Here is a 20,288-nt window from a genome sequence, read left to right on the forward strand (position 1 = left end):
CATTTCTTGTGTGCTTGACTTAATTTAGTCAGCTTTCCTGTTGCCCCGCTATACACTTCAATTAATACATCCGGTCGTCTACTCCAAAAAAGAGTTATAACGTTTTTTTTAAATGCTAAGGTAGCAATAGAAGAAGCCATTTTCATTGATTTAATTTTTCTTACTAGATAAGGTATCTAATTTCAATTTTTTTGATAAACTTATCCGTCAGAGCATTCAAGAGAGCAATTTATATTCTTCACTTATGAATGATTATCAATCAAAGACGTTTCTTCCATAGAATAACCTTTGCTTTTTTCAATAGTGACAGATGTGCCATTAGCACCTACACCAATTAGATTATTAAATATGTTAATATAATCAAAGTCTACTCCAATAATCGCATTGCCTCCGGCTTGGATTGATTGGATGATTAATCTATTCATTGCTACTTGCTTAGCACGAAGCATTTTATCCCCAAGTGCCGCTGATTCCTCTCCCAAAAAGTCGTTCACAATTCCCGAAAATTCAGAGAATAAACCTGTTCCGATGACTGTATTACCACTAATAACTCCATGGTATTCTGTAATATGAAACCCTTCAAATGATGGCCCGGTGGTAACAAGATGTGCTTCTATCATATCTGGAGTAATATAGATTTCTGGATTCTTTGGCTTATTGCAATCTTCCAAAGGAGGTAAATCCTCCATCCATAATGACCTAAAATATTTTTCTACTCGAGCAAATGCACCTTCCGTCATCCCAGCTTTTAATAAGAGAGGTTTTTGCTTTTTTAATTCTTTCTCCATCTCATATCCTGTCTCGATTTTTTTTAAGGAAAATATCGGTTCTTTAAAACGATCATAACAGGCCCGGCAAAAGACAAAATAATTGGGATCATAGGTAAATGTAAAGTCAAATCCCTTTAACATTTGATTACAGTTCGTGCAATACTTCGCCATATTCACTCCCTCACTTTCATGCTTCTTTATACCTTCATCCAACTAAAAGATATATTAGAATAATATATATGTATCTTTTTAATACCCTTTTTGCAGGACAATAATCACTCTTCTAATTCTGGATAAAATAGTGGCAGCCTATCAAAACAATAGGCTGCCTTTTAACTTTCATTTTCTAGTAATCCCTCAAATTAATATACCCTCATCAAGCTATCTCTTTTCGTAACTACTTCTGAGAAGGAGGGGATAATAAACCAACCTATCCACCATCCTCAAATTCCTTATTAAGATGCTGGATTTTGATAAAACGCCTTTATTTACTCTTATTAAAGCTGAGAATTACTATTACAATGCCCCCATTTCACCATTCAAGATTGCTTCTGTTTGCAATTCACCGGAAGATTGCAAATCATCGTTTAATGTATTTAAATATGTCATTGTAACCGTATCATCACCAACTACGTTATTTAAATGATTAGGATTCGCGACTAAATAGTTAGCACGCTCATGCACATCTGAAAAATTGTTATTTTCCCACTGCGCTTTTTCTACCGCACCCATATTTGCCGGGTTTGCTTTTGCTTCTTCCTCAGCTTCAGCCTTTTCCTTGGCTTCAGTTTCTTCTTTAGCTTTACGTTCAGCTTCGGCTTTTTCTTTAGCTATTCGTTCTTGCTCTACTTTCCATTCTTTTTCGAATTGCGCTTTCAAGCCTTCAACTTTTAAAGTACGCTGACCTACCAATGTAGTATCCTCCATTTCTGTTAGATCAACGTATTCATTATGAACCTCCCCTTTAACTGATTTGGCTTCCTGTCTGCTACAACCACTGATGATCACTATCAAGGCCACACTTAGCGCAATCGCTTTCAAACATTTGCTTTTTGACACTGCAATCAATTCCTTTCAAGAAAGTTTATTAATTTTCTTTATATGGCCAAAGGCTAGCCTTACGAATAAGGTTGTTTACAATCCATGTTGGTGTATGTTTTTTAACACTTTATTACTTATATACCACTCTACATCATTAGAATTCGCACCACTTTTTACCTACATGACAAATGTTATTTTTGGTGTTGTGATGTAAACTAGAAGTTTTTGATAACGTAATTAAGCCTTCGTTCAGCTTCCTACTTCAACTCTTTTTTATCAGGGTTATTAGCCATAGACTATATCAAATCTTTCCTCTAATTAAAAAACCTTGAAGGGCTTTAGCCTATCAAGGTATAAGTTACATATTACTTTTTTCACTTCTTCGAACCAATAATCAAATATATCATCAGGTGATAATTCATCATCATTTGTATATACTAAGTCATATCTATAGTTTGCTTTTAACTATTTTACTTCACATCATACTGTAGTTTTATCTAGAATTAAATCTTTTATGACTATTGTATATATATCAATTAGCTATACACAATTATCGATTCATTTTATTTCCTACCGATATCTGCTAGCCTTACTCGAATAGGTATTCGGCTTTCACGGTTTATGCAATTCATAACAATTCTCTGCATACAGTATATCTGTTACTGTTTTATAATGCTCTTCATATATTTCTTTCCCGCATACATACCCAAATTTGTTCAAATTCATTAACTTACCTTTAATATCTATCTACTTTAGACTATGAACTTAATTATACTTTTGGTTCGCCATTAAATCTTTTGGCATATAATAAATCCGATTCACTTGGTTCATTTTTTTGTTCTACTATATTGCCTTGTTCATCATACTTTTTAAAAGTCATCTCTCGTCCGGCAATACATTCAGACTCATACTTTTTCACTTCATTCTCGAAGAATTCTACCTGATATCCCTCCGCTGAGTTTTTATTCATATTTCCTATTCTTTTTATGTTACCATTCGGATAAAACTCCACATACTTTCCTTGTTTAACACCATTTTCTACGTAGAAATAACTTTCTATATTTCCATTTTCATAAATATCATATGCCAATCCAGTAAACAATTTATCTTTACCATAATTAGTGTATTCTACTATCCCCTGATCATAAGGACCGCCATATCCTAAGTATTCTTCAAACTCTATACCGTTCTGTATTATATATTCCTTCGTCAATATATCATTTAACATTTTCTGCAACCTCCGTGATTATTTCAAATCCGTCCGTAAGATATATGCAATTAATTTTAGTCTCCACCTTTGTTCTTATCCCTAATTATCCCATATCTCACCCAAGTCGGGAAATTCCGGATCCCTTGGGAAATTTAGATACTTCCCTACCACTTGAACTAAAGTCAAAACCAATCAAAAGCAATTATATACACGCTCAAAGCATTGTTTCTTATAAAAAAACACTTGGTGCCTGTTTGACAATCAAGTGTTATTTATAAAATTTAATTCCTATATTTTTAGTTGTGTAAATTTTATAGAAATTCCACTAACTATATAACGCCCTTAAATATATTAACATCGTGTTCGTTTAATACTGCTTTTATTTCTTTGCCTTCAAGAACAACCATAAAGTCATTTGGTAAAGCAAGAACTTGAATGATTTCTGGTTTAATTTTAAGGAGCTGATAAGCATATAAAGCAATTAACTCTGTGGTATCATTATCCTCTACAGGCCCTATATACCATCCTGAATCTCCTTTTTCAACATCCCCAGTTCTTTGTAAATATATTTTTTCAAGTTCTAGTACACCTTTAGTAAGTATAATTTTATCACTAAACTTTATAGATAACCCATCGACATTTAACATTCTTAGAAAATGACCTTGTTCTAGCTGTACCCACAAAGATAACGTTAAATCTTCCGTTATATCTTCAAATGGATTTTTAGTGTAATCTGGAGCAGTAATTATAAAATTCCCACGTTCCTTCTCTTGTAAATAGTAGATAGACCAACCAACTTGAATAGAGAATCCATCAATTAATTTATCAAATTCTATCTCTTCTAATAGAGCAAACAAATTTTCTACTTGGGGTGCTAATTCTTTTTCAGCAGTTACTATAATAGTTTTAGCCATAATATTTTTTTTAAATTTCTCCATTACTTTAACCTCTCTTCAACAGCTACTTTTAGTGCTATTCTAGCTTGTTTCTCTAGTTCTAGCATCTGCATTCTAATATTATCAGGTACCTCTCCCATCTTAGATGTCCTTTCCAATCAGCCCAGCTATGAGCTCCCTTAGATGCATTGATAGATTTTCCAAGACCAATAAAATTTTCTTTGAGGTTTAATACTTCTATCTGTTTCTCTTTAGTTAACTTGTTGAATCCATCCATGTCAGTAATCTCCTTCATGGAAACAATATGGTCTGCTTCAAACTTATCGACTTCATATCATGTGCAATGGAAGAACGTGCTGAAATATGGTGTGGTTGGTAATATACAATCCAAGCTCGATGAATATACACATATGTAATATGAAGGTTGGACTGCAATCGAAGGTGACCCAATGACCCTATTCGTTAATACAATGACTACCATTATAGCACTCTAGCAAATCACTTGATTTTGGAAGCGCATACATATTATAGTGGGTATGGCGCAATATTTTACATTTTTATACAAATTAAAACAAAAAAAGGAGGATGAACATGTTTAAATTCTTGAGGCCGGCTCCAGCGATAGAACCATTGCCAGAAAACCGAATTGATCCTGAATATAAGAAGCTTCGTTTACAGGTTTTTCTGGGAATCTTTCTTGGATATGCGGCGTACTATTTGTTACGTAAGAATTTCTCGATTGCGATGCCTTATTTAACAGAAGAAGGATTCAGCAAAACGGAATTAGGCTTTGCTTTATCTGCGATCTCCATTTCCTATGGAATCAGTAAATTTGTGATGGCCACCATATCGGATCGAAGTAATGCACGAATATTTTTACCTCTCGGATTAATTCTTTCAGCTATTATTAGTTTATTAATGGGATTAGTACCAGCTTTCACTTCTACTGTAACCATTATGTTTGTGATGTTATTTTTGAATGGCTGGTTCCAAGGGATGGGATGGCCGCCTTCCGGAAGAATACTAGTTCACTGGTTCAGTGTCAGTGAACGGGGTAATAAAACGGCCTTATGGAATGTCGCTCATAATGTCGGCGGTGGGCTGATGGCTCCTTTAGCGGTTGCCGGCGTGTCTCTCTATACGGCATTTAACAGTAATGCGACCTATGAAGGTGTCTTTATTTTACCAGCGATTGTAGCCATTTTTGTTGCTGTTGTATCCTATTTCCTAATACGCGATACCCCTCAATCTGTTGGTCTTCCACCGATTGAAGTATATCGAGATGATTATCCAAGTAAGAAAAAGAAAACGTTTGAGGAAGAATTAACTGTCAAAGAAATACTTTTTAAATATGTATTAAATAATAAATGGGTATGGGCGATTGCGATTGCTAATATCTTTGTCTATTTTGTCCGCTATGGTGTATTGGACTGGGCACCAACCTATTTAAGTGAAGAGAAAAAATTCGATATGAGCCAATCCAGCGTGGCTTACTTCTTATATGAATGGGCAGGAATACCTGGAACCCTTCTATGCGGATGGATATCTGATAAAGTATTTAAGGGACGACGCGGTCCTGCCGGATTTTTCTTTATGATCGGCGTGCTGATAGCGGTTGTTATCTACTGGCTCAACCCACCGGGTAACTCAATGATTGATATCGTTTGTCTGATAGCGATAGGTTTCTTAATTTACGGACCTGTTATGCTGATTGGTCTTCAGGCTTTAGACTTTGTTCCAAAGAAAGCAGCGGGTACTGCAGCTGGATTAACAGGGCTATTCGGTTACCTGGGTGGTACAGTAACAGCCAATGCGCTCATGGGAGTCGTTGTTGATCAGGCAGGATGGGATGCAGGATTCATTCTATTAATTATCTCCTGTGTACTGGCTATCATTATCTTTGCTTTTACTTGGAATGTGCGTGGGCAGGAAGTTGTGAAGAATCATTGATTATGAATTAGAAGAAGTTTCTTTCTATCCTTCTTCTACTTTTCTATTAAAAAAGTGTTAATCCTTAATAACAGGGATTAACACTTTTTATTAGTCTATAGTATTTCCACATGTATATCTTAAAATGATTTATGATTGCGGAACTGCAACTGCTTGTCCTCAGCCTCCATTATGGTCTTTTAGGGATTGGATCATTATTTTAATCGATTTACATTCAATAATTCTTCCATCGGCATTTCGTAAGCACGATTTCCCAGTTCTTTCTTTAGTGCTTCATTGGCATCATATTCTTCCGATGTAAAGGAATCTTCGCGGCCTTTTTTCAAATAGTCATAGAAAATCGGAGGTAAAAAGTCTTCTTTTAAAGACACTTCCACAGATTCTCCATTTTGTCTTGTGAAAATATAGGCATAGCTGGTCGGGCGATAGGGATCGTATTGTGCTACCGGGTAGTTCACATCAACTGTATATACCCCTCTCGTTTTACAACGCGTTACAAATTCGAATACATCGCGGAATCCAGGTCCTCCGTGACCCGATTGAACGGAAAGATCTTCACGATTCGGAATTTCGTTTCCGAACAATTCTTGGAAAGCTGCTTCTACTACACGGAACCCAACTCCTAACGCCATATAAGCTGCATAGCCATGATACTTTTTAATATCTTCAAAAGAGATTTCGATTAAATCACTTCGATCATAAATTTTAATTGTTCGCATATTCAGTCTCCTATTCTATGTTGTACCAGCAAGCTAATTATAATTAATTTGGAAAAACCGAACAAATTATAAGCAGACTTTGATTCTTAAATTCATTTTATAGATAGAAAAAGACAGCTTCTTTTAATTAGAAACTGTCTTGATTTAGTCCATTAGTTAAACGACCTGTTGCCATTTTGATTTTCACCAAGTAGTCCATACACTATATAATTTGATTATTTAATTCTGATTAGCTATTCCCATCAAACTCTCTTCTTAAAAGGTTTTTATCCCTTATTACAGTAAAGGGCTACCATACTCATTTACAATGGCTTTATTAGAACAATATTTAAAAAACTCCGTGATCAACTGATCAACTTCTTGCTTTCTGGCTATTTTTTTCAACCACTCATCAGGAATGCCTTCCATTTTATAATATATTCCGCCCAATGAACCGGTAATGGATGCTATTGTATCTGTATCTCCACCTAAGTTCACTGCTTTTAATACAGCCTCTTTAAAGGAAGATGTAGTTCCTAAACACCATATTGCCGCTTCTAAGCTGTGAACCACATATCCATCTGAATGAATCTCATCTTCCGGAGTGCTGAAAAAATCCTTACTGAAAATCCTGGCATAGTTTGTTAACTCTTTACTATAGATGTGATTTTTATCAAGATTTTCATTAAAAAGCTTCTTAACTTGATAGATAGACTTTTCAAGAGAATTATTATGATACAGTCTCAGTAATAATTCCACATAAATAATCGAGCCAACGATCGCCCGTGGATGGGCATGGGTTATTTCTGTATATTGTTTAATAATCCAAGCTTTCTTACTAAAATCAAACTCATTATAAAACAAAAATGCTAACGGCGCTATTCTCATGATAGCCCCGTTTCCATTATCATACTCAGTTTTCCCTCCACATTTATCCGGTAATTCTCCTGTTTTAAATCTACTGATTGCATCCACAGTGGTTCGTCCAATATCAAACATCTTTCCATGAGGGGTCCAGTAACCCTTTTCTTGATATTGCACAAATTTATGCATTAAATCTTCAAGATTTCCTTCTTCCATGATATTTTCAGCCAAGCATAATGTTAAAGAAGTATCATCTGACCAAGTACCAGGCGGCTGATTGTACGTTCCATATCCGATTATATCTTCTACTTGAAAGGTGCCTCTTTGTTTAAATTCAACTGGTACTCCCATTAAATCACCGATAATGCCGCCATATAGCGTAGGTAATAACCTTTGTTTTATGTTTAGCCCTAGATACATTTTATTGTCATCTTCCCAACGATCTACCATACTTCTACCCATCAATTTCTCCACCTACTTGTTTAGTAATACATCTATAATTACACGAATTTTGCCGTTATTATCTATAAATACCAACGTCCGAGTCCTATCAAATTACCGCTACCATCCCGCATCTTTTCCCAATCAGACTGAATATATTTGACGTCCATATCTTCCTCCCGGTTAGGGTCTGAGCTGACTATACCAGGTGTATGTACCCATAATTTTACGATTCCTTTTATATTCGATAAAAAACAGAAAATTCCTCTTTAACGACATAATTTGATAATTTAGCACCATTTATTTATGAAAATACAAAAATAGACTGTACTTTTCAATTAGTAATTCCCATTAAAAGTAGTGATTGAATAATTGCCAGCTTGTACCTATCCATTTTTAAATAAAACAATATATTAGTGTGAGGTGATAAAATAATGGTAAAAATATATATTGATCCAGGTCATGGCGGTACAGACACAGGTGCAGATGGGTATGGTTTGAGGGAAAAAAATCTAACTTTGCAGCTTGCTACTCGGATTAAAAATATCCTTATTTCAGAATACAATAACGTAACAATCCAAATGAGCCGTACAGTAGACTCTACTCGTTCATTAACCCAACGGACCAATGAGGCCAATTCATGGGGAGCAGACTTTTATCTTTCTGTTCATATTAATGCCGGCGGTGGGACAGGCTATGAGGACTTTGTTTATCCAGGTGCAAGTAGTACAACAAAATCTTACCAATCTACTATTCATGCGGAAATCATTAAATTAGTAGATTTTAAGGATCGCGGAAAGAAAACTGCAGACTTCCATGTACTACGTGAATCAAACATGCCGGCGCTTTTATCTGAAAACGGGTTTATTGATAGTGCTGCAGATTCAAATAAATTAAAATCACCATCCTTTATAGAAGCCTTAGCCAGAGGTCATGTGAATGGAATTGCAAAAAGTTTCAAACTTACAAAGAAAAGCACTGCGGTTTATCATACAGTCGTAAACGATGATACAGTGTATTCATTAAGCCGAATATTCGGAAGCACCGTACAACAAATTAAAAACTGGAATGAATTGGACAGCGATTACACAATCTTCGTCTGTCAATCCTTGAGGGTAAAATAAATTCAAAATAGACCTGCCGATTCGGCAGGTTATTTTCTGTCCAGGTACTAAATCTTCATCAAATCGTTCATCTAAATCTAGATTAAATTTATAAATAACTATTCTTAATGTTATCTATACTTTAGCGCCTGATCCGAATTATGATTAGGTATTTTAATTATGAAAAACAAACTAAACATGGGTAATCCCACAAAAACCTTGAAGGATTTCTAGTCAATTAAGGTTTTATCGTGAATATTATATTTCTTGTTCGACTAAATATAATAAGAAATCACCAAAGTCACTAGCAATTATTTCATATGTTAAACTCTCTAACTCAATTCCAGGTGCAAAAGAAACAACTTTAGGTTCTCCTTTAATATCAAGTTGATTAAAATCCAAATCTCTTTTTCATTCTCTCAAGATTAGTTCTTCCCCATGCATCTTTCATTTTTAGGTTGATAATGTCATCCCTTTGGTAAACTTTAATATTTTTGAATTCAATTGTTTTAACCCAATAATTACATTACCTATACCAGCCTTACCACCATCCCTAAAAGCATCCTTCGTTGCTTGCTGGATCTGATTCAAAAGGTCATCCATCACATTATAGGGAATCAGGCCCACTCCTGCCATACTAAGGGCGGGTGAATGATTATTTAGTGTGAGATTTAAATTGCCTAAATGACCAATTTTACCGATCTTTCCTATCTGACCTGCCTTGCTGTTCCTTATCGCCAATTATACTTGGACCAATGTTGCAAAGATGTATATAAGATATTCGACTCGGCTTTCCAAATCGCTATGAGTAATATTTTTATTTTAGTGTTAAATTAATAAAAACCTTGTAAGGCATAAAGCCCATCAAGGTTCTATTCAACATTATCATATGCATCACCTAAAGATTTAAAATCACTCCTTAACCAATACCAATATTGGCCCTTATTATTTATAAGGTTTTCAAGCAAATCAGTAAACGAATTGGCGATTATTTGAGACTCACCGATAAGTCCATGGCGATCAAAAAAACTATCATAGCATCTACCCAGTCTATTTTCATTTAGATCAATCGTTAAGTATTCGTCCTTACCATCATTACAAATGATATACCAATCTGACGAAATATCTTCTTCACATAAATCACCAACAATTATTGGGTTTGCCAACACTACTTTATCAGGAGAAACAATATAGATGGGATATTCCTCGTTCTCAAATAAGACCAAGCCACCGCTAAGACTATAAAACTCTTTCAAATCATTAGGTAATGTATGCTTTGATTCATCTATAATAGGTAATCCTATAGGTTCAAAAACACGACTATATGGTAATTCTTTTATTTGAGTAAGTAAATGTTTTATCTTGTGCATTTGTTTTACTCCTTATAATTATATTTATTAAAAGCATTATAATATTCTTGTCTAGCTGATTTAGGAACTTTTGCTGCATCAAACATCCACTCAGTAAGTTCGTGCATTTCCCTTGGTGTCACTGAATCCCAATCAATTCTCCCTCCAACCTTTTTGCCTGTTTTTTCATATAACCATTGTCTATAAACAACTTTTGTAGCATTATGTTGTTCTTTAGTCAAAGCTAAGGTTGGGGTATTACCCCCTCTGCTAACATAGTTTGGAACGTTATGCTTAGCCCAGACTTCCATGACGCCATGATGATTTTCCAAGGGTGAATTGCTTGGTCTATATGGTACTACATCATTAGGTTCAACAGTTTTAGTCGTACCCTTACCACCATCCCCAAAAGCTTCCTTCGTAATCTGCTGGACATAATATCACATTACAGGGAATCTGACCTGCTCCTGCTGTGCTGAGGGCGGGTGAAGGATTATTTAGAGTGGGATTTAATTTATCTAAATAACCGATTTTCCCGATCTTTCCTACCTGGCCATTCTTGCTAATCCCTTTATCCCCAATTACACTGACACCAAAGGTGCCAAAGATATAAGTGATGTATTAAGCTCGGCTTTCGGCATCACCATGGATCACCTTTTTCTCAAATCCATCCTTTACGGCCCGACCCAAGTACTTGCCTACATCCAGAATGGAGGTTTCTGAATCGAGAATTAAACGAGTGGCCAAGAAGTCCATCTTCACAGTGGCATCCATTCTTGCTTCAGAATCAAAGAAATTTTTAACTCCAGCAATTGTATCCTCTACTGCTTTACCAGAACCTTTATAAACCCCTGTGAATTCTTTATCGACTGTGGGGTTAATGTAAATCTCGGTAACACCATCTTCGTTTTCTTCGGAGACCTCGCTGACAACTTCATAATATGTCTGCCCATCAGAGGCAATCTTCCTGTATTCCATGACAATCAAGCCATTTTCATACACATTGTACTTGACGCTTTATATTTTTATTTTTTTCAACAAAATCAACGATATCGCTAGATTAATTCCTCATAAGTCAAAACCACCCATTTTCACGGGTGGTCTTGACTTAATTTGCACTTTAGATTTATTTCTCCAAGCTTCTATATATATTATATTTGTCTGAATATTCTAAGATAAACCAACTTGAAGTAACATTCAGAACTAGAGAATTCATGACGGTCAAATGTAAATTGCATATTGTTCTCAATAATTTTCTAATAAATATGGAGTATGTAACTTCACTTTTTTCTATGCATTAACTAATAGAGGTTAAATAACAGAGTTTCTTCTTATATCAAATATATCTATATCGTTTATTTCAAACAAATCTTCTAAGGATTCTATTCCTTCTTTCTCAGCAAACAGTAACTCTTTTGTTGATATTGGTACTGCAAGTAACCATGTAACTTTTTTATCTAGGAAGTCTATGGCATTAAGTTTTTCCCATAAAAAAGGTGATGTAAATAAAATATGTTTCATCTCACTATCCGGATAGTACATACTTATTATCCCTTTAAATATTTCACCATGGGTAATAGGTAACTTTGTATTAATTATATTGAAGGCACATGTAGATAATATGTTTGGGAAAAATTTAAATTTAGTTTCACTAGCTCCAACAATTTCTATTCTCAAAGGCTTTTCATCTATTGAATATCCAATTGAATAGTCAGATAAACCAATAGTAGAATAAGATGTAACACCCTCATAAGGTCTACCTGTAGTTGATAGTATATCAACATTGCTAGCATTATTTTCATCCCAATACTTTGATACGCTAGGTCTTCCACCGAATGCTTCTAAAGCAGTCCTTGCGATAATTTTATTATCTTTGGTAACTGTCATACTAAACCTCCTAAAATCATTACTAATTATTAATCTCCAAAATATTCATCTGTTAAATCTTCACCCTTATGGCTCCTATTTGAGGAAGGTAATTCTGGTCGATAATGATCTTAGTTATTTAAAGTTAGAGAGAAGTTTGTAATTTCTCCTGTATGTCATCAACATATTCTTCAAACTTTTTATCTTTATAGGGAATTCTAACACCTCCCATCTCCAACACATCTTCACCATATTAAACAAAAAAACCTTGAAAGGCGTAAACCAATCAAGGTATGCGTTTTATTATCAGTCTTCAATCAGTTAGTAGATCCAAATAATATTTATCATTATCTTCAATCTCTCTTAGAAATTCTTCGAGAGAAGTCGCAATTTGAATATCATAATAGTAAACCGGACTTCTATTTTTTCCATTCAATTCTATAGATATTAAAGCTGATTCACTGCCTTCAAAAAATATTAGTTTGTTATTCTCAAATTCATCATAGATTTCTATGTCGGGATAGAACTCAAAATCATTAACTCTTAATCGGAAATCTCTTATTGAATAAGGATCCATAATACGATATATATTAAACTCTGAGCCTTTAATAAACCCGTAGCCAACTTCTATATAAAAATTAACTAACTCCTTAGGAAATATTTAATCAAGTTCCTTCTCAACCTCTTCTATTTCAGTATCATACACTGGATAAAAGCTATTTTCTTGGTTTATCTTAATAAATTTAAAGCTCATTATTTCGCACCTCCTTTAAACAGTATCTTTGCTGGTGAGCCTCTTCCCAGAATATTAGCTTGATGCTCATTTAAAAATTTTAAAGGCTGCACATTCCAACATTCATGTTTATCAAACACATATAACTATTTTTTACTGGTTTATCGACACCTAAAGTATAAAAACGTTGAGTATCTGTTTTATCCTATTTTCCACCTCACTATACGCTAAATCACACACTCTCATATAGATTTCTCCTTTTTAAAATTACCTACCAAATAGAAATCCACGCTTGTTTTCTTAGTAATAATTATTAATTTTGGACCATACATCTTACCTTTCTCTATAAAGATTTTTGATATTATAATTTATACAACTTTTATTTCTATAAGTTCCATGCCTGTTAATTTATTTTTTCTATTCGGGTCTTAAATATTTCCGAAACAAAAATAGGAATCTCCTGTCTATCTCCTAATTTAAATACAGCATATTTGTTGTTTATTAGCTCAAAAAAGTCGGCAACTGTTTTAACCATCCTTCAAAGTTATTTGCTTCTTTAGCTATATCAGTTTCTTCATGTGAATAATAGTAAACTCCTGTGTTTGGACATTCATTGGAAAGTAGGCAAAAGTAGTCACCATTACCTATACTATAAAAGGGAATTAATTCTTCCTTCCATCCTCCCTGTTTCATTTCATAATCATAGGTAAATTCAATAGTATCATTACCATTTGTTTTCCCAGTAGAAACATTTAAAATATCTCCTGGGAACGAATATTCAGCCATCAATTCAATAAAATCTTTAAATTCCGATGGAAATTGACACCCAAACTTTTTTTCAATCTTTTCCCAATCACTTGTCAAAAAACTATCTAAATTCCCTGATTCTTTATCTAATATACCATCTAATAAATTAGCAATTTCATCTCTTGTCACTTATTTTTCCTCCTTTTAAATCCCTTCTCCTGGTAGTATATATTCCTTCCCTCTTTCTTTATAGTGTTCCCTTATTTCCTTGGCTCTTTGAGATGGAGTTAACTGGGAAGGTTTATCATGACGTGTATGATTCCCTTCTCCTCTATGCGCTCTTTGTTCTAATTCATCTAATGTTCCACCATCTTTAACAGGGACTTGTTGTCTATGGTGTGCTTCTATATTTTTATTCCCATGCGTCATTTTAACACTCACCCTTCCACCTCCTAATCCAACTCGTAATGGACCTACAATATATTCATTTGAAACATGATTATTTAGGTGAAATATATGCTTTAAAATTGAAATACACCTATATACCATTCGACAATAAGGGGAATTTTTCCTTTTGATTATATAGAAAAAGACAGCTTCCTTATGAACAAAAGCTGTCTTTTTCTAGTGTATTTATCAAACTATGATCATCAGCGAGCGACAAATTACGACCGATTGAAGTACTCTCTTTAAAAGTAGTTCTGTATTTAAGACACTCCTTATTACTTCCTAGGCTTCTCTATCCAGGATGGCTTTTTAGGTACAGTATTCACATTGATAGACCATCAAAGAAGACAGTGATAGAATCATCGGATGTCCCAAATTCCTTAGGTCGTTCATTACCCATTACATGTAAGGAATATCCAGAATACGTGCCTTCGCTCAATTTCTTCACCTTGTGCATACCGTCAGTTTTAAGCAAGTAATAATCGCCTTCTACGCCTATCTGCTCGTTGCGTCCATCAGCCGCAATCATTTTTATATTGATCATCCATGGTTTGTATCATTTCTTCTTGTTTAAGAGAATCAAGGGTAGAAAAGAATTGATCTGCATCCATCAAATCACGATAATCTGACCAATTTTCTAGAGTTATTGTAGATATTTCTCTTTCTCTTTCTCCCTCTTCTTCACATAATATACATTCCATATAACGATACAAGGTCATTTGGCCATTACTTTTAACAATCAAATCAAATTCTACTGAGTATATCTGGTCTTTCTCAAGAATCAGCTTGAAATGATCAATCTTTAAGCTATCACTCTGAATAGCTAATTCTTTTTTAAATGATTCCCAACTTTTAGTGATATCGGTTGAGCCAATGTCTGAGGTTTTAAACAATTGAGCATCTATATGATCTTTTTGGTAAAAATATAAAACTAGTAGAATAGCACCTATTATGACCAAGCTAAAAATACCGATTTGCTTCAAGTCTTGTTTCAAATCCTTCACCTCACCGGATCCTATATAAATGGTTTATCATAAATTAACATCTCACTTACAACTGCTTCATCTCAGATCGTTTACTATTCTTTTATTAACGAATGGATTCTCTTCCTGTCTTTTGTTCATTAGGTCTTCAAAATAGTGAGTGAATTCGGATGCACCGCTGCTTGATAGGAAGAGATAGTCTTTGGCACGAGTCATCCCGATGTACAGAAGGGCCACTTCTCTTTCTTTATCTTTTTCCAACACAAACGGCATATTATCCACATTGACAATGAATACTGCCTGGAAATCAAGTCCTTTACTGCTGTCAATGGTGCTGATTTTGACCGAGTTATCATTCTTATTGAAGTTCCTTTTGGACTCACTGTTTTCAGTGATCCAGTAGTAGCTGAGCTCTTCAGATTCCAATGCTCGTATCAAGATTTCTATATAATTTTGTTGATGCGTTCGTTTTACACGATAAAGGATGAGCATCTCAGATAACGGGATTTTCTTTTGGATATGTAATTTTTTAATTTGCTTGGCAACGATTTTTGCTTCTTTGACAAAGCTGTCCATCTTTATATAGACAGGTTCCGGACCTTTCCTGCGTGTACTTTGCGGAGAAATGATTTCTCCTTCATATTCTTTAGAGACCACTTTATTTTGTAATATGGAATTCTTTTGATAAAAATCCCAGGCGAATTTAACAATTTGTGCCGTATTCCGATAATTAATACTCAATAATTTAGAACGTCCCTGAAAGCTCAGCCCTGTATCCTCGATATAGGTCCTTTTTCGTTTATAGATGGTTTGGGCGCGATCTTCTACAAGAAGTAATGATTTTGTTTCCGGATTTAGTAAACAACTGACTAAGCTCAGCCATTCTGATTCAAAATCCTGACCTTCATCTATTAAAATAGCATCGTATGTAGGGAGAATGGCTTCCCCTTTTTTTAGTTTCTCTATCAGTAAAGGAATCTTATTTTCCGAGATTTTTAAATCATTTTTTAACCAAGCGTGGAAATTGCGCACCAAAATTTGATGCGATTTGGGAAGAACCACGCTACTATGGTCAGAGAAATCAAAGTCAAAGAGGTTATCAGGCTCCTCCATCATCGTATCTATCATCTGTTCAATATTCCAGGCCAGCGAAATATTATAACAGAGTATCAAAACCTTCCAATCTGGATGGTCTTTCGTTAACATTTTAGCTCTGCTCGCTAATATGATTGTCTTTCCGCTGCCTGCTACACCTCGTATCAACCGATTTTTATCTCCAATTTGCCTGGCTAAATTCTCTTGATGTAAATCCATTGTTTTCAAATCATGCAGAGAAAGCAGCAGTTGATCCTCATAGGGTACAGGCTTTACAAATTCAGCTCCAATTCGGACCTCTGGGAATAGATGATACCGGATTCTATCCATATCTTCTTTCTGCAATGGCTCTCGCAAACGATAGGGAACGACAAACATATTCGAAATTTTTTCAAATAAGTTTTCTTCAGAAAATCCTTCTTTATCAGGATCAATCTCATCACGTGTTAAACAGAACTGTGGATCCATAATAGAATATAATCCGTTCTCTATAAAATCCTTTTGATGTAAACGGGAAAAGACAGCTCCAAAACCATACGGAAATTTAAGCTGTAATTTACGTTTTCCATCCAAATGAATGAGACTTTTATCTTTTTTTAGTGAGTCGACTAAATGAAACACATTATCTCTTGCTTGTTTGAGCGGACTTTTCACCGTAGTTTGTTCCCCGGATGACGTGACGATCATCCATTCATCGTGATTTAATTGATATAATGTATTTTTCGTATAATCCTTTACTTCCAATACAACAACCCCTAAATCCGGACCAATAATAACAAAATCAGGTCTTCTTCCATGAATTTCGGGTTCATAATAAACAATATAATCATCCGGCAAATAATTTTTTAGTGTACGGAACAGCACTCGTTCTCCAACAGTAGCTGTACTCCGAATTGTCTCAGGTATTGTATAGGCCATTCTCTATCCATCCTCGCACCCTTTTTTCACCATTATACTACAAAAATGGATAATATATGTAAAATAGACTGTATATATACTAGTTTGTTACTTTTAAATAAGGACTAAAGATCTATGTGTTATCCATAACGGCTTCATATTTAATAAAATAATATGCCACTTTTTTCAACTGAACCTATTTATTTTTTCCTTTTATTGTAAAAACCACCTTTATCTATTAAACTTATATTAGTACATTAGACCCTATAAGGAGTGTGTAAAATGTTTTGCTCAAAATGCGGAGAGTCCATCCCGCAAAGTTCCAGTTATTGTCCTGCCTGTGGTCACAAAACAAGATCAAAAACCAATAGATTCTTACTTTGGGGAGCAGCTTTCCTTACCGCTATATGCATAGGTGTATTTTCCTACTTGGGATACTTGATGTTAAATCCTCCAAAACAAGCTGAACAACCCGTCCAAACGAAACAGGAACCAATCAAAACAGAAACTGTAACAAAAGAAGTCAAACAGACAGAGCCAAAGGCTGTAGCCAAGAAAACCAACGCAGCTCCTAAGGAAGTCTCACAGATTATTGAAGAATCTCTATCTAAAGTATTTACGATTACGAATGACTTCTCACAGGGATCTGGATTCCTCATTAATAAAAAAGGTGACATTTTAACAAATGCTCATGTTATTGAAGGGAGCACAATGGCCACCATCCAAGATTATGACGGTAAAGAATACCAAGGAACCGTCATCGGTTACAGTAACGAGGTCGATATAGCTTTAATCCGAGTGCCAGAATTGGCTGATCAAACGCCGCTCTCTCTTGAAACCACCAGTGAATCTCAATTGGGTGATGAAATAATTGCGCTGGGAAGTCCTATAGGATTAGAAAATACGGCGACATTGGGAAATATCAGTGGCGTGGATAGAACGTTCGTCATCGAGCCCCATTTATATGATGGCATTTACCAAATTTCAGCTCCACTTGCACCGGGTAGCAGCGGAGGTCCCTTACTAGACAAGAAAACCGAAAAAGTCATTGCTATTAATTCCGCCAAAATGAATGGCGAAGACAGCATTGGTTTCAGCATCCCACTTTTTAAAGTCATGGATACGATCAACCAATGGTCATCCTCTCCAATGAGCGAAGAAGAGATTCATCAACTCTTCTATAATGGAGAAGGTCTCTATTTTTACCAAGACCTCTATGACAGCGAAGGATACTTTGATGGCGGTTCATACAATGAGGACTACGATGACAATTATGAAGAATACGACGATTCTTATGTGGATGAATACGAAGACACCGAATATGAGGATGAATATGAAAGCGAGTACGATGAAACGGAAAGCGAATATGATGAATCTTATTATGATGATGAATACACTGACAATGAAGAATATGAGGAATCAGATAACTATGAAGAAATAGAAGAAGACACTGAAATCATAGAGGAGAATACAGAGGATATTTATGAAGAACCCATAGAAGATACGGAACCCTCTACCGATGACGAAATAATGGAGGAAGAACCGGAAAGCGAAACAGATTCATCTGACATGGCGGATGAAACAGATCTTGAGAGCGATGTAAATGAATAAGTTTACGATAACAGACTGAAAAAAACAGTATGGTATTTAATGAATCAACTATAATGACAGTATGTTAGAAGATTTAGGATATATTCTTCCTTCTATTAATTTTCACTAAGGAAGCAATGAATAAGCCTATAATGGTGTGTGTATGCCCCAAAAGTTATGCTTTATCTTTTGGGGCATTTTATTATAATAAAATACAATAATCCCCTTAAACTCTCAGCTATGCCTCGAATCTTAAACATGTGAACAATAACCCGGACCCTTCACTTCTGCTGATTTCTAAAATCAGCGCTTCCCTAGACTATGATAGTAAAATATAAAATTTTCCTACCCCCTTTACCTATATTTATCATTTATGGATTCACAAGAAAATCCTACTAAATTAGATGTTTTATGTTTAACACTGTTTATGTAGGGAAAATGGTTTAATTGAGGACTTTTTTTACTTCATATACTTTGGTTGAAAATTTCCTCAAATTCTTAACACACATCTATGAATGGAGGAAACATGAAGAATATTTTTAAAATAGCCAGTGCATTTATGGGAATTATTATAGGTGCCGGTTTTGCATCAGGACAAGAAATTCTACAGTATTTTACTAGTTTCGGTATGAAAGGAACGATTGGTTCCATCATTTCAATCCTATTGTTTGGATATTTGGGAATGGTTTTGACGAAGCTGGGCAGCCGGCTTCAGACAGACTCACATAAGGAAGTTATCTATAAAATCAGCGGACGTTACCTCGGCGTTCTCATCGATTATATCCTCGTATTTATCCTTTTTGGAATTGGAGTTGTCATGATTTCCGGTTCAGGGTCAATTTTCAGCCAGCAGTTTGGATTGCCAAGTTACGTTGGTATCATCCTCATGACGGTTCTCATTTTAATCACAATCCTTTCCGACGTAGACCGGGTTGTAAAGGTGATCGCGATGATCACTCCTTTTCTCATAATTGGAGTAGTCGTATTATTTATACATAGTATGATGACCATGGATTATTCTTTCATGGAATTGGATTCCCTAGCGAACGAACAGCCTTCCGCTACCAATCATTGGCTGACTTCTCTCATTAATTATGTTTCACTTGCGATCGCAATGGGCGCATCCATGACATTGGTCATGGGTGGAGATGAACCCAATGAGAAAATCGCTTCAATTGGAGGACTGGTAGGAGGATTAGGTGTTGGAATATTAATCGTTTTGCATCATCTGGCTATCTTTGCAAAAGTTGATGTGGTAGGACACTTGGATATGCCTTCCTTGGGATTGGCCAATCTAATATCGCCGCTTTTTGGAATTCTTTATTCCCTCATTCTGTTCGGCATGATTTTTAATTCAGCTGTCAGTATGTTCTTTTCGTTTGGGACACGCTTCTTTGCCCCAAAAACGAAAAAATACAACTGGTTCGTAATCGTCTCCGTACTTGTTGCCTTTGCCGCAAGCTTCATGGGGTTCAAGCAGTTAGTTTCCTTTTTCTACCCACTGTTTGGATACTTGGGAATGATTTTAATTGTCGTACTCATTATCGCCTCCATTAGAATGAAGACGATAAAAGATCATAAGGATTAATAGAAATCCACTGTAAAAGA

The 20,288-nt window shown here is 35.2% G+C and carries 22 protein-coding genes and 2 pseudogenes; 4 read left to right on the forward strand and 20 right to left on the reverse strand.

The window, feature by feature from the left end; translation table 11 throughout:
- Positions 1–242: 242 nt before the first annotated feature.
- From AC4G3L_RS03660 to AC4G3L_RS03680, 5 genes are all read right to left on the reverse strand, one after another.
- On the reverse strand, positions 243–941 hold the full coding sequence (locus AC4G3L_RS03660) for a YbjQ family protein (RefSeq protein WP_491075617.1): 699 nt from the start codon (positions 939–941) through the stop codon (positions 243–245).
- Between the two features lie 345 nt (positions 942–1,286).
- Positions 1,287–1,829 (reverse strand): hypothetical protein, encoded by a 543-nt coding sequence (locus AC4G3L_RS03665; protein ID WP_491075618.1) that lies wholly within the window; start codon positions 1,827–1,829, stop codon positions 1,287–1,289.
- A 751-nt stretch (positions 1,830–2,580) separates the two neighbouring features.
- Positions 2,581–3,039 carry a toxin-antitoxin system YwqK family antitoxin gene (locus AC4G3L_RS03670; RefSeq protein ID WP_491075619.1) on the reverse strand — a complete coding sequence of 153 codons (459 nt, stop codon included), beginning with the start codon at positions 3,037–3,039 and terminating at the stop codon, positions 2,581–2,583.
- Between the two features lie 311 nt (positions 3,040–3,350).
- A complete protein-coding gene (locus tag AC4G3L_RS03675; protein WP_491075620.1) occupies positions 3,351–3,959 on the reverse strand; it encodes an immunity protein Imm33 domain-containing protein in 609 nt (202 codons plus the stop codon).
- A gap of 58 nt (positions 3,960–4,017) precedes the next feature.
- Positions 4,018–4,194, reverse strand: coding sequence for a hypothetical protein (locus tag AC4G3L_RS03680; RefSeq protein WP_491075621.1), 177 nt, complete (start codon positions 4,192–4,194; stop codon positions 4,018–4,020).
- Between the two features lie 314 nt (positions 4,195–4,508).
- Here AC4G3L_RS03680 and glpT point away from each other — a divergent pair, with 314 nt between their 5' ends.
- A complete protein-coding gene (gene glpT, locus AC4G3L_RS03685; RefSeq protein ID WP_491075622.1) occupies positions 4,509–5,867 on the forward strand; it encodes a glycerol-3-phosphate transporter in 1,359 nt (452 codons plus the stop codon).
- A gap of 194 nt (positions 5,868–6,061) precedes the next feature.
- On the opposite strand, the gene AC4G3L_RS03690 is transcribed toward glpT, so the two are convergent.
- On the reverse strand, positions 6,062–6,586 hold the full coding sequence (locus AC4G3L_RS03690) for a hypothetical protein (protein ID WP_491075623.1): 525 nt from the start codon (positions 6,584–6,586) through the stop codon (positions 6,062–6,064).
- Between the two features lie 276 nt (positions 6,587–6,862).
- Entirely contained in the window at positions 6,863–7,894 is a 1,032-nt protein-coding gene (locus AC4G3L_RS03695; protein WP_491075624.1) for an ADP-ribosylglycohydrolase family protein, read from the reverse strand.
- 410 nt (positions 7,895–8,304) lie between these two features.
- On the opposite strand from AC4G3L_RS03695, the gene AC4G3L_RS03700 reads away from it, so the two are divergent.
- Positions 8,305–8,994, forward strand: a complete 690-nt coding sequence (locus AC4G3L_RS03700) for an N-acetylmuramoyl-L-alanine amidase (RefSeq protein WP_491075625.1) — start codon at positions 8,305–8,307, stop codon at positions 8,992–8,994.
- Positions 8,995–9,231: 237 nt separating this feature from the next.
- On the opposite strand, the gene AC4G3L_RS03705 is transcribed toward AC4G3L_RS03700, so the two are convergent.
- The 13 genes and pseudogenes from AC4G3L_RS03705 to AC4G3L_RS03765 form a co-directional block, all read right to left on the reverse strand.
- On the reverse strand, positions 9,232–9,375 hold the full coding sequence (locus AC4G3L_RS03705; protein ID WP_491075626.1) for a hypothetical protein: 144 nt from the start codon (positions 9,373–9,375) through the stop codon (positions 9,232–9,234).
- A 51-nt stretch (positions 9,376–9,426) separates the two neighbouring features.
- Positions 9,427–9,714 (reverse strand): hypothetical protein, encoded by a 288-nt coding sequence (locus tag AC4G3L_RS03710; protein ID WP_491075627.1) that lies wholly within the window; start codon positions 9,712–9,714, stop codon positions 9,427–9,429.
- A gap of 131 nt (positions 9,715–9,845) precedes the next feature.
- Positions 9,846–10,343 (reverse strand): SMI1/KNR4 family protein, encoded by a 498-nt coding sequence (locus tag AC4G3L_RS03715; protein WP_491075628.1) that lies wholly within the window; start codon positions 10,341–10,343, stop codon positions 9,846–9,848.
- A gap of 5 nt (positions 10,344–10,348) precedes the next feature.
- Complete coding sequence (locus AC4G3L_RS03720) at positions 10,349–10,654, reverse strand: sugar-binding protein (protein ID WP_491075629.1); 306 nt, start codon at positions 10,652–10,654, stop codon at positions 10,349–10,351.
- Positions 10,655–10,943: 289 nt separating this feature from the next.
- Positions 10,944–11,300: a hypothetical protein gene (locus AC4G3L_RS03725; RefSeq protein ID WP_491075630.1), complete on the reverse strand. Its 357-nt coding sequence runs from the start codon at positions 11,298–11,300 to the stop codon at positions 10,944–10,946.
- A 333-nt stretch (positions 11,301–11,633) separates the two neighbouring features.
- Positions 11,634–12,209, reverse strand: coding sequence for a suppressor of fused domain protein (locus tag AC4G3L_RS03730; RefSeq protein WP_491075631.1), 576 nt, complete (start codon positions 12,207–12,209; stop codon positions 11,634–11,636).
- 29 nt (positions 12,210–12,238) lie between these two features.
- Positions 12,239–12,319 (reverse strand): annotated as a pseudogene (locus AC4G3L_RS03735) (HNH/ENDO VII family nuclease); the annotation flags it as partial.
- Positions 12,320–12,501: 182 nt separating this feature from the next.
- Positions 12,502–12,942, reverse strand: a pseudogene (locus tag AC4G3L_RS03740) (SMI1/KNR4 family protein).
- 480 nt (positions 12,943–13,422) lie between these two features.
- Positions 13,423–13,857 carry an SMI1/KNR4 family protein gene (locus AC4G3L_RS03745; RefSeq protein ID WP_491075632.1) on the reverse strand — a complete coding sequence of 145 codons (435 nt, stop codon included), beginning with the start codon at positions 13,855–13,857 and terminating at the stop codon, positions 13,423–13,425.
- 15 nt (positions 13,858–13,872) lie between these two features.
- Positions 13,873–14,109 carry a hypothetical protein gene (locus AC4G3L_RS03750; protein ID WP_491075633.1) on the reverse strand — a complete coding sequence of 79 codons (237 nt, stop codon included), beginning with the start codon at positions 14,107–14,109 and terminating at the stop codon, positions 13,873–13,875.
- Between the two features lie 328 nt (positions 14,110–14,437).
- On the reverse strand, positions 14,438–14,659 hold the full coding sequence (locus tag AC4G3L_RS03755) for a hypothetical protein (RefSeq protein ID WP_491075634.1): 222 nt from the start codon (positions 14,657–14,659) through the stop codon (positions 14,438–14,440).
- Positions 14,631–15,110 carry a hypothetical protein gene (locus AC4G3L_RS03760; RefSeq protein WP_491075635.1) on the reverse strand — a complete coding sequence of 160 codons (480 nt, stop codon included), beginning with the start codon at positions 15,108–15,110 and terminating at the stop codon, positions 14,631–14,633. The genes AC4G3L_RS03755 and AC4G3L_RS03760 overlap by 29 nt, the downstream gene beginning before the upstream one ends.
- A gap of 66 nt (positions 15,111–15,176) precedes the next feature.
- The gene (locus tag AC4G3L_RS03765; protein WP_491075636.1) at positions 15,177–17,111 is read right to left on the reverse strand and encodes a 3'-5' exonuclease; all 1,935 of its coding nucleotides are present in this window, start codon (positions 17,109–17,111) and stop codon (positions 15,177–15,179) included.
- A gap of 261 nt (positions 17,112–17,372) precedes the next feature.
- On the opposite strand from AC4G3L_RS03765, the gene AC4G3L_RS03770 reads away from it, so the two are divergent.
- Both AC4G3L_RS03770 and AC4G3L_RS03775 read left to right on the forward strand, forming a co-directional pair.
- Positions 17,373–18,701, forward strand: a complete 1,329-nt coding sequence (locus AC4G3L_RS03770) for a trypsin-like peptidase domain-containing protein (RefSeq protein ID WP_491075637.1) — start codon at positions 17,373–17,375, stop codon at positions 18,699–18,701.
- Positions 18,702–19,206: 505 nt separating this feature from the next.
- On the forward strand, positions 19,207–20,268 hold the full coding sequence (locus AC4G3L_RS03775; protein ID WP_491075638.1) for a YkvI family membrane protein: 1,062 nt from the start codon (positions 19,207–19,209) through the stop codon (positions 20,266–20,268).
- Positions 20,269–20,288 lie beyond the last annotated feature (20 nt).

It is taken from the genome of Bacillus sp. z33, assembly GCF_058313615.1.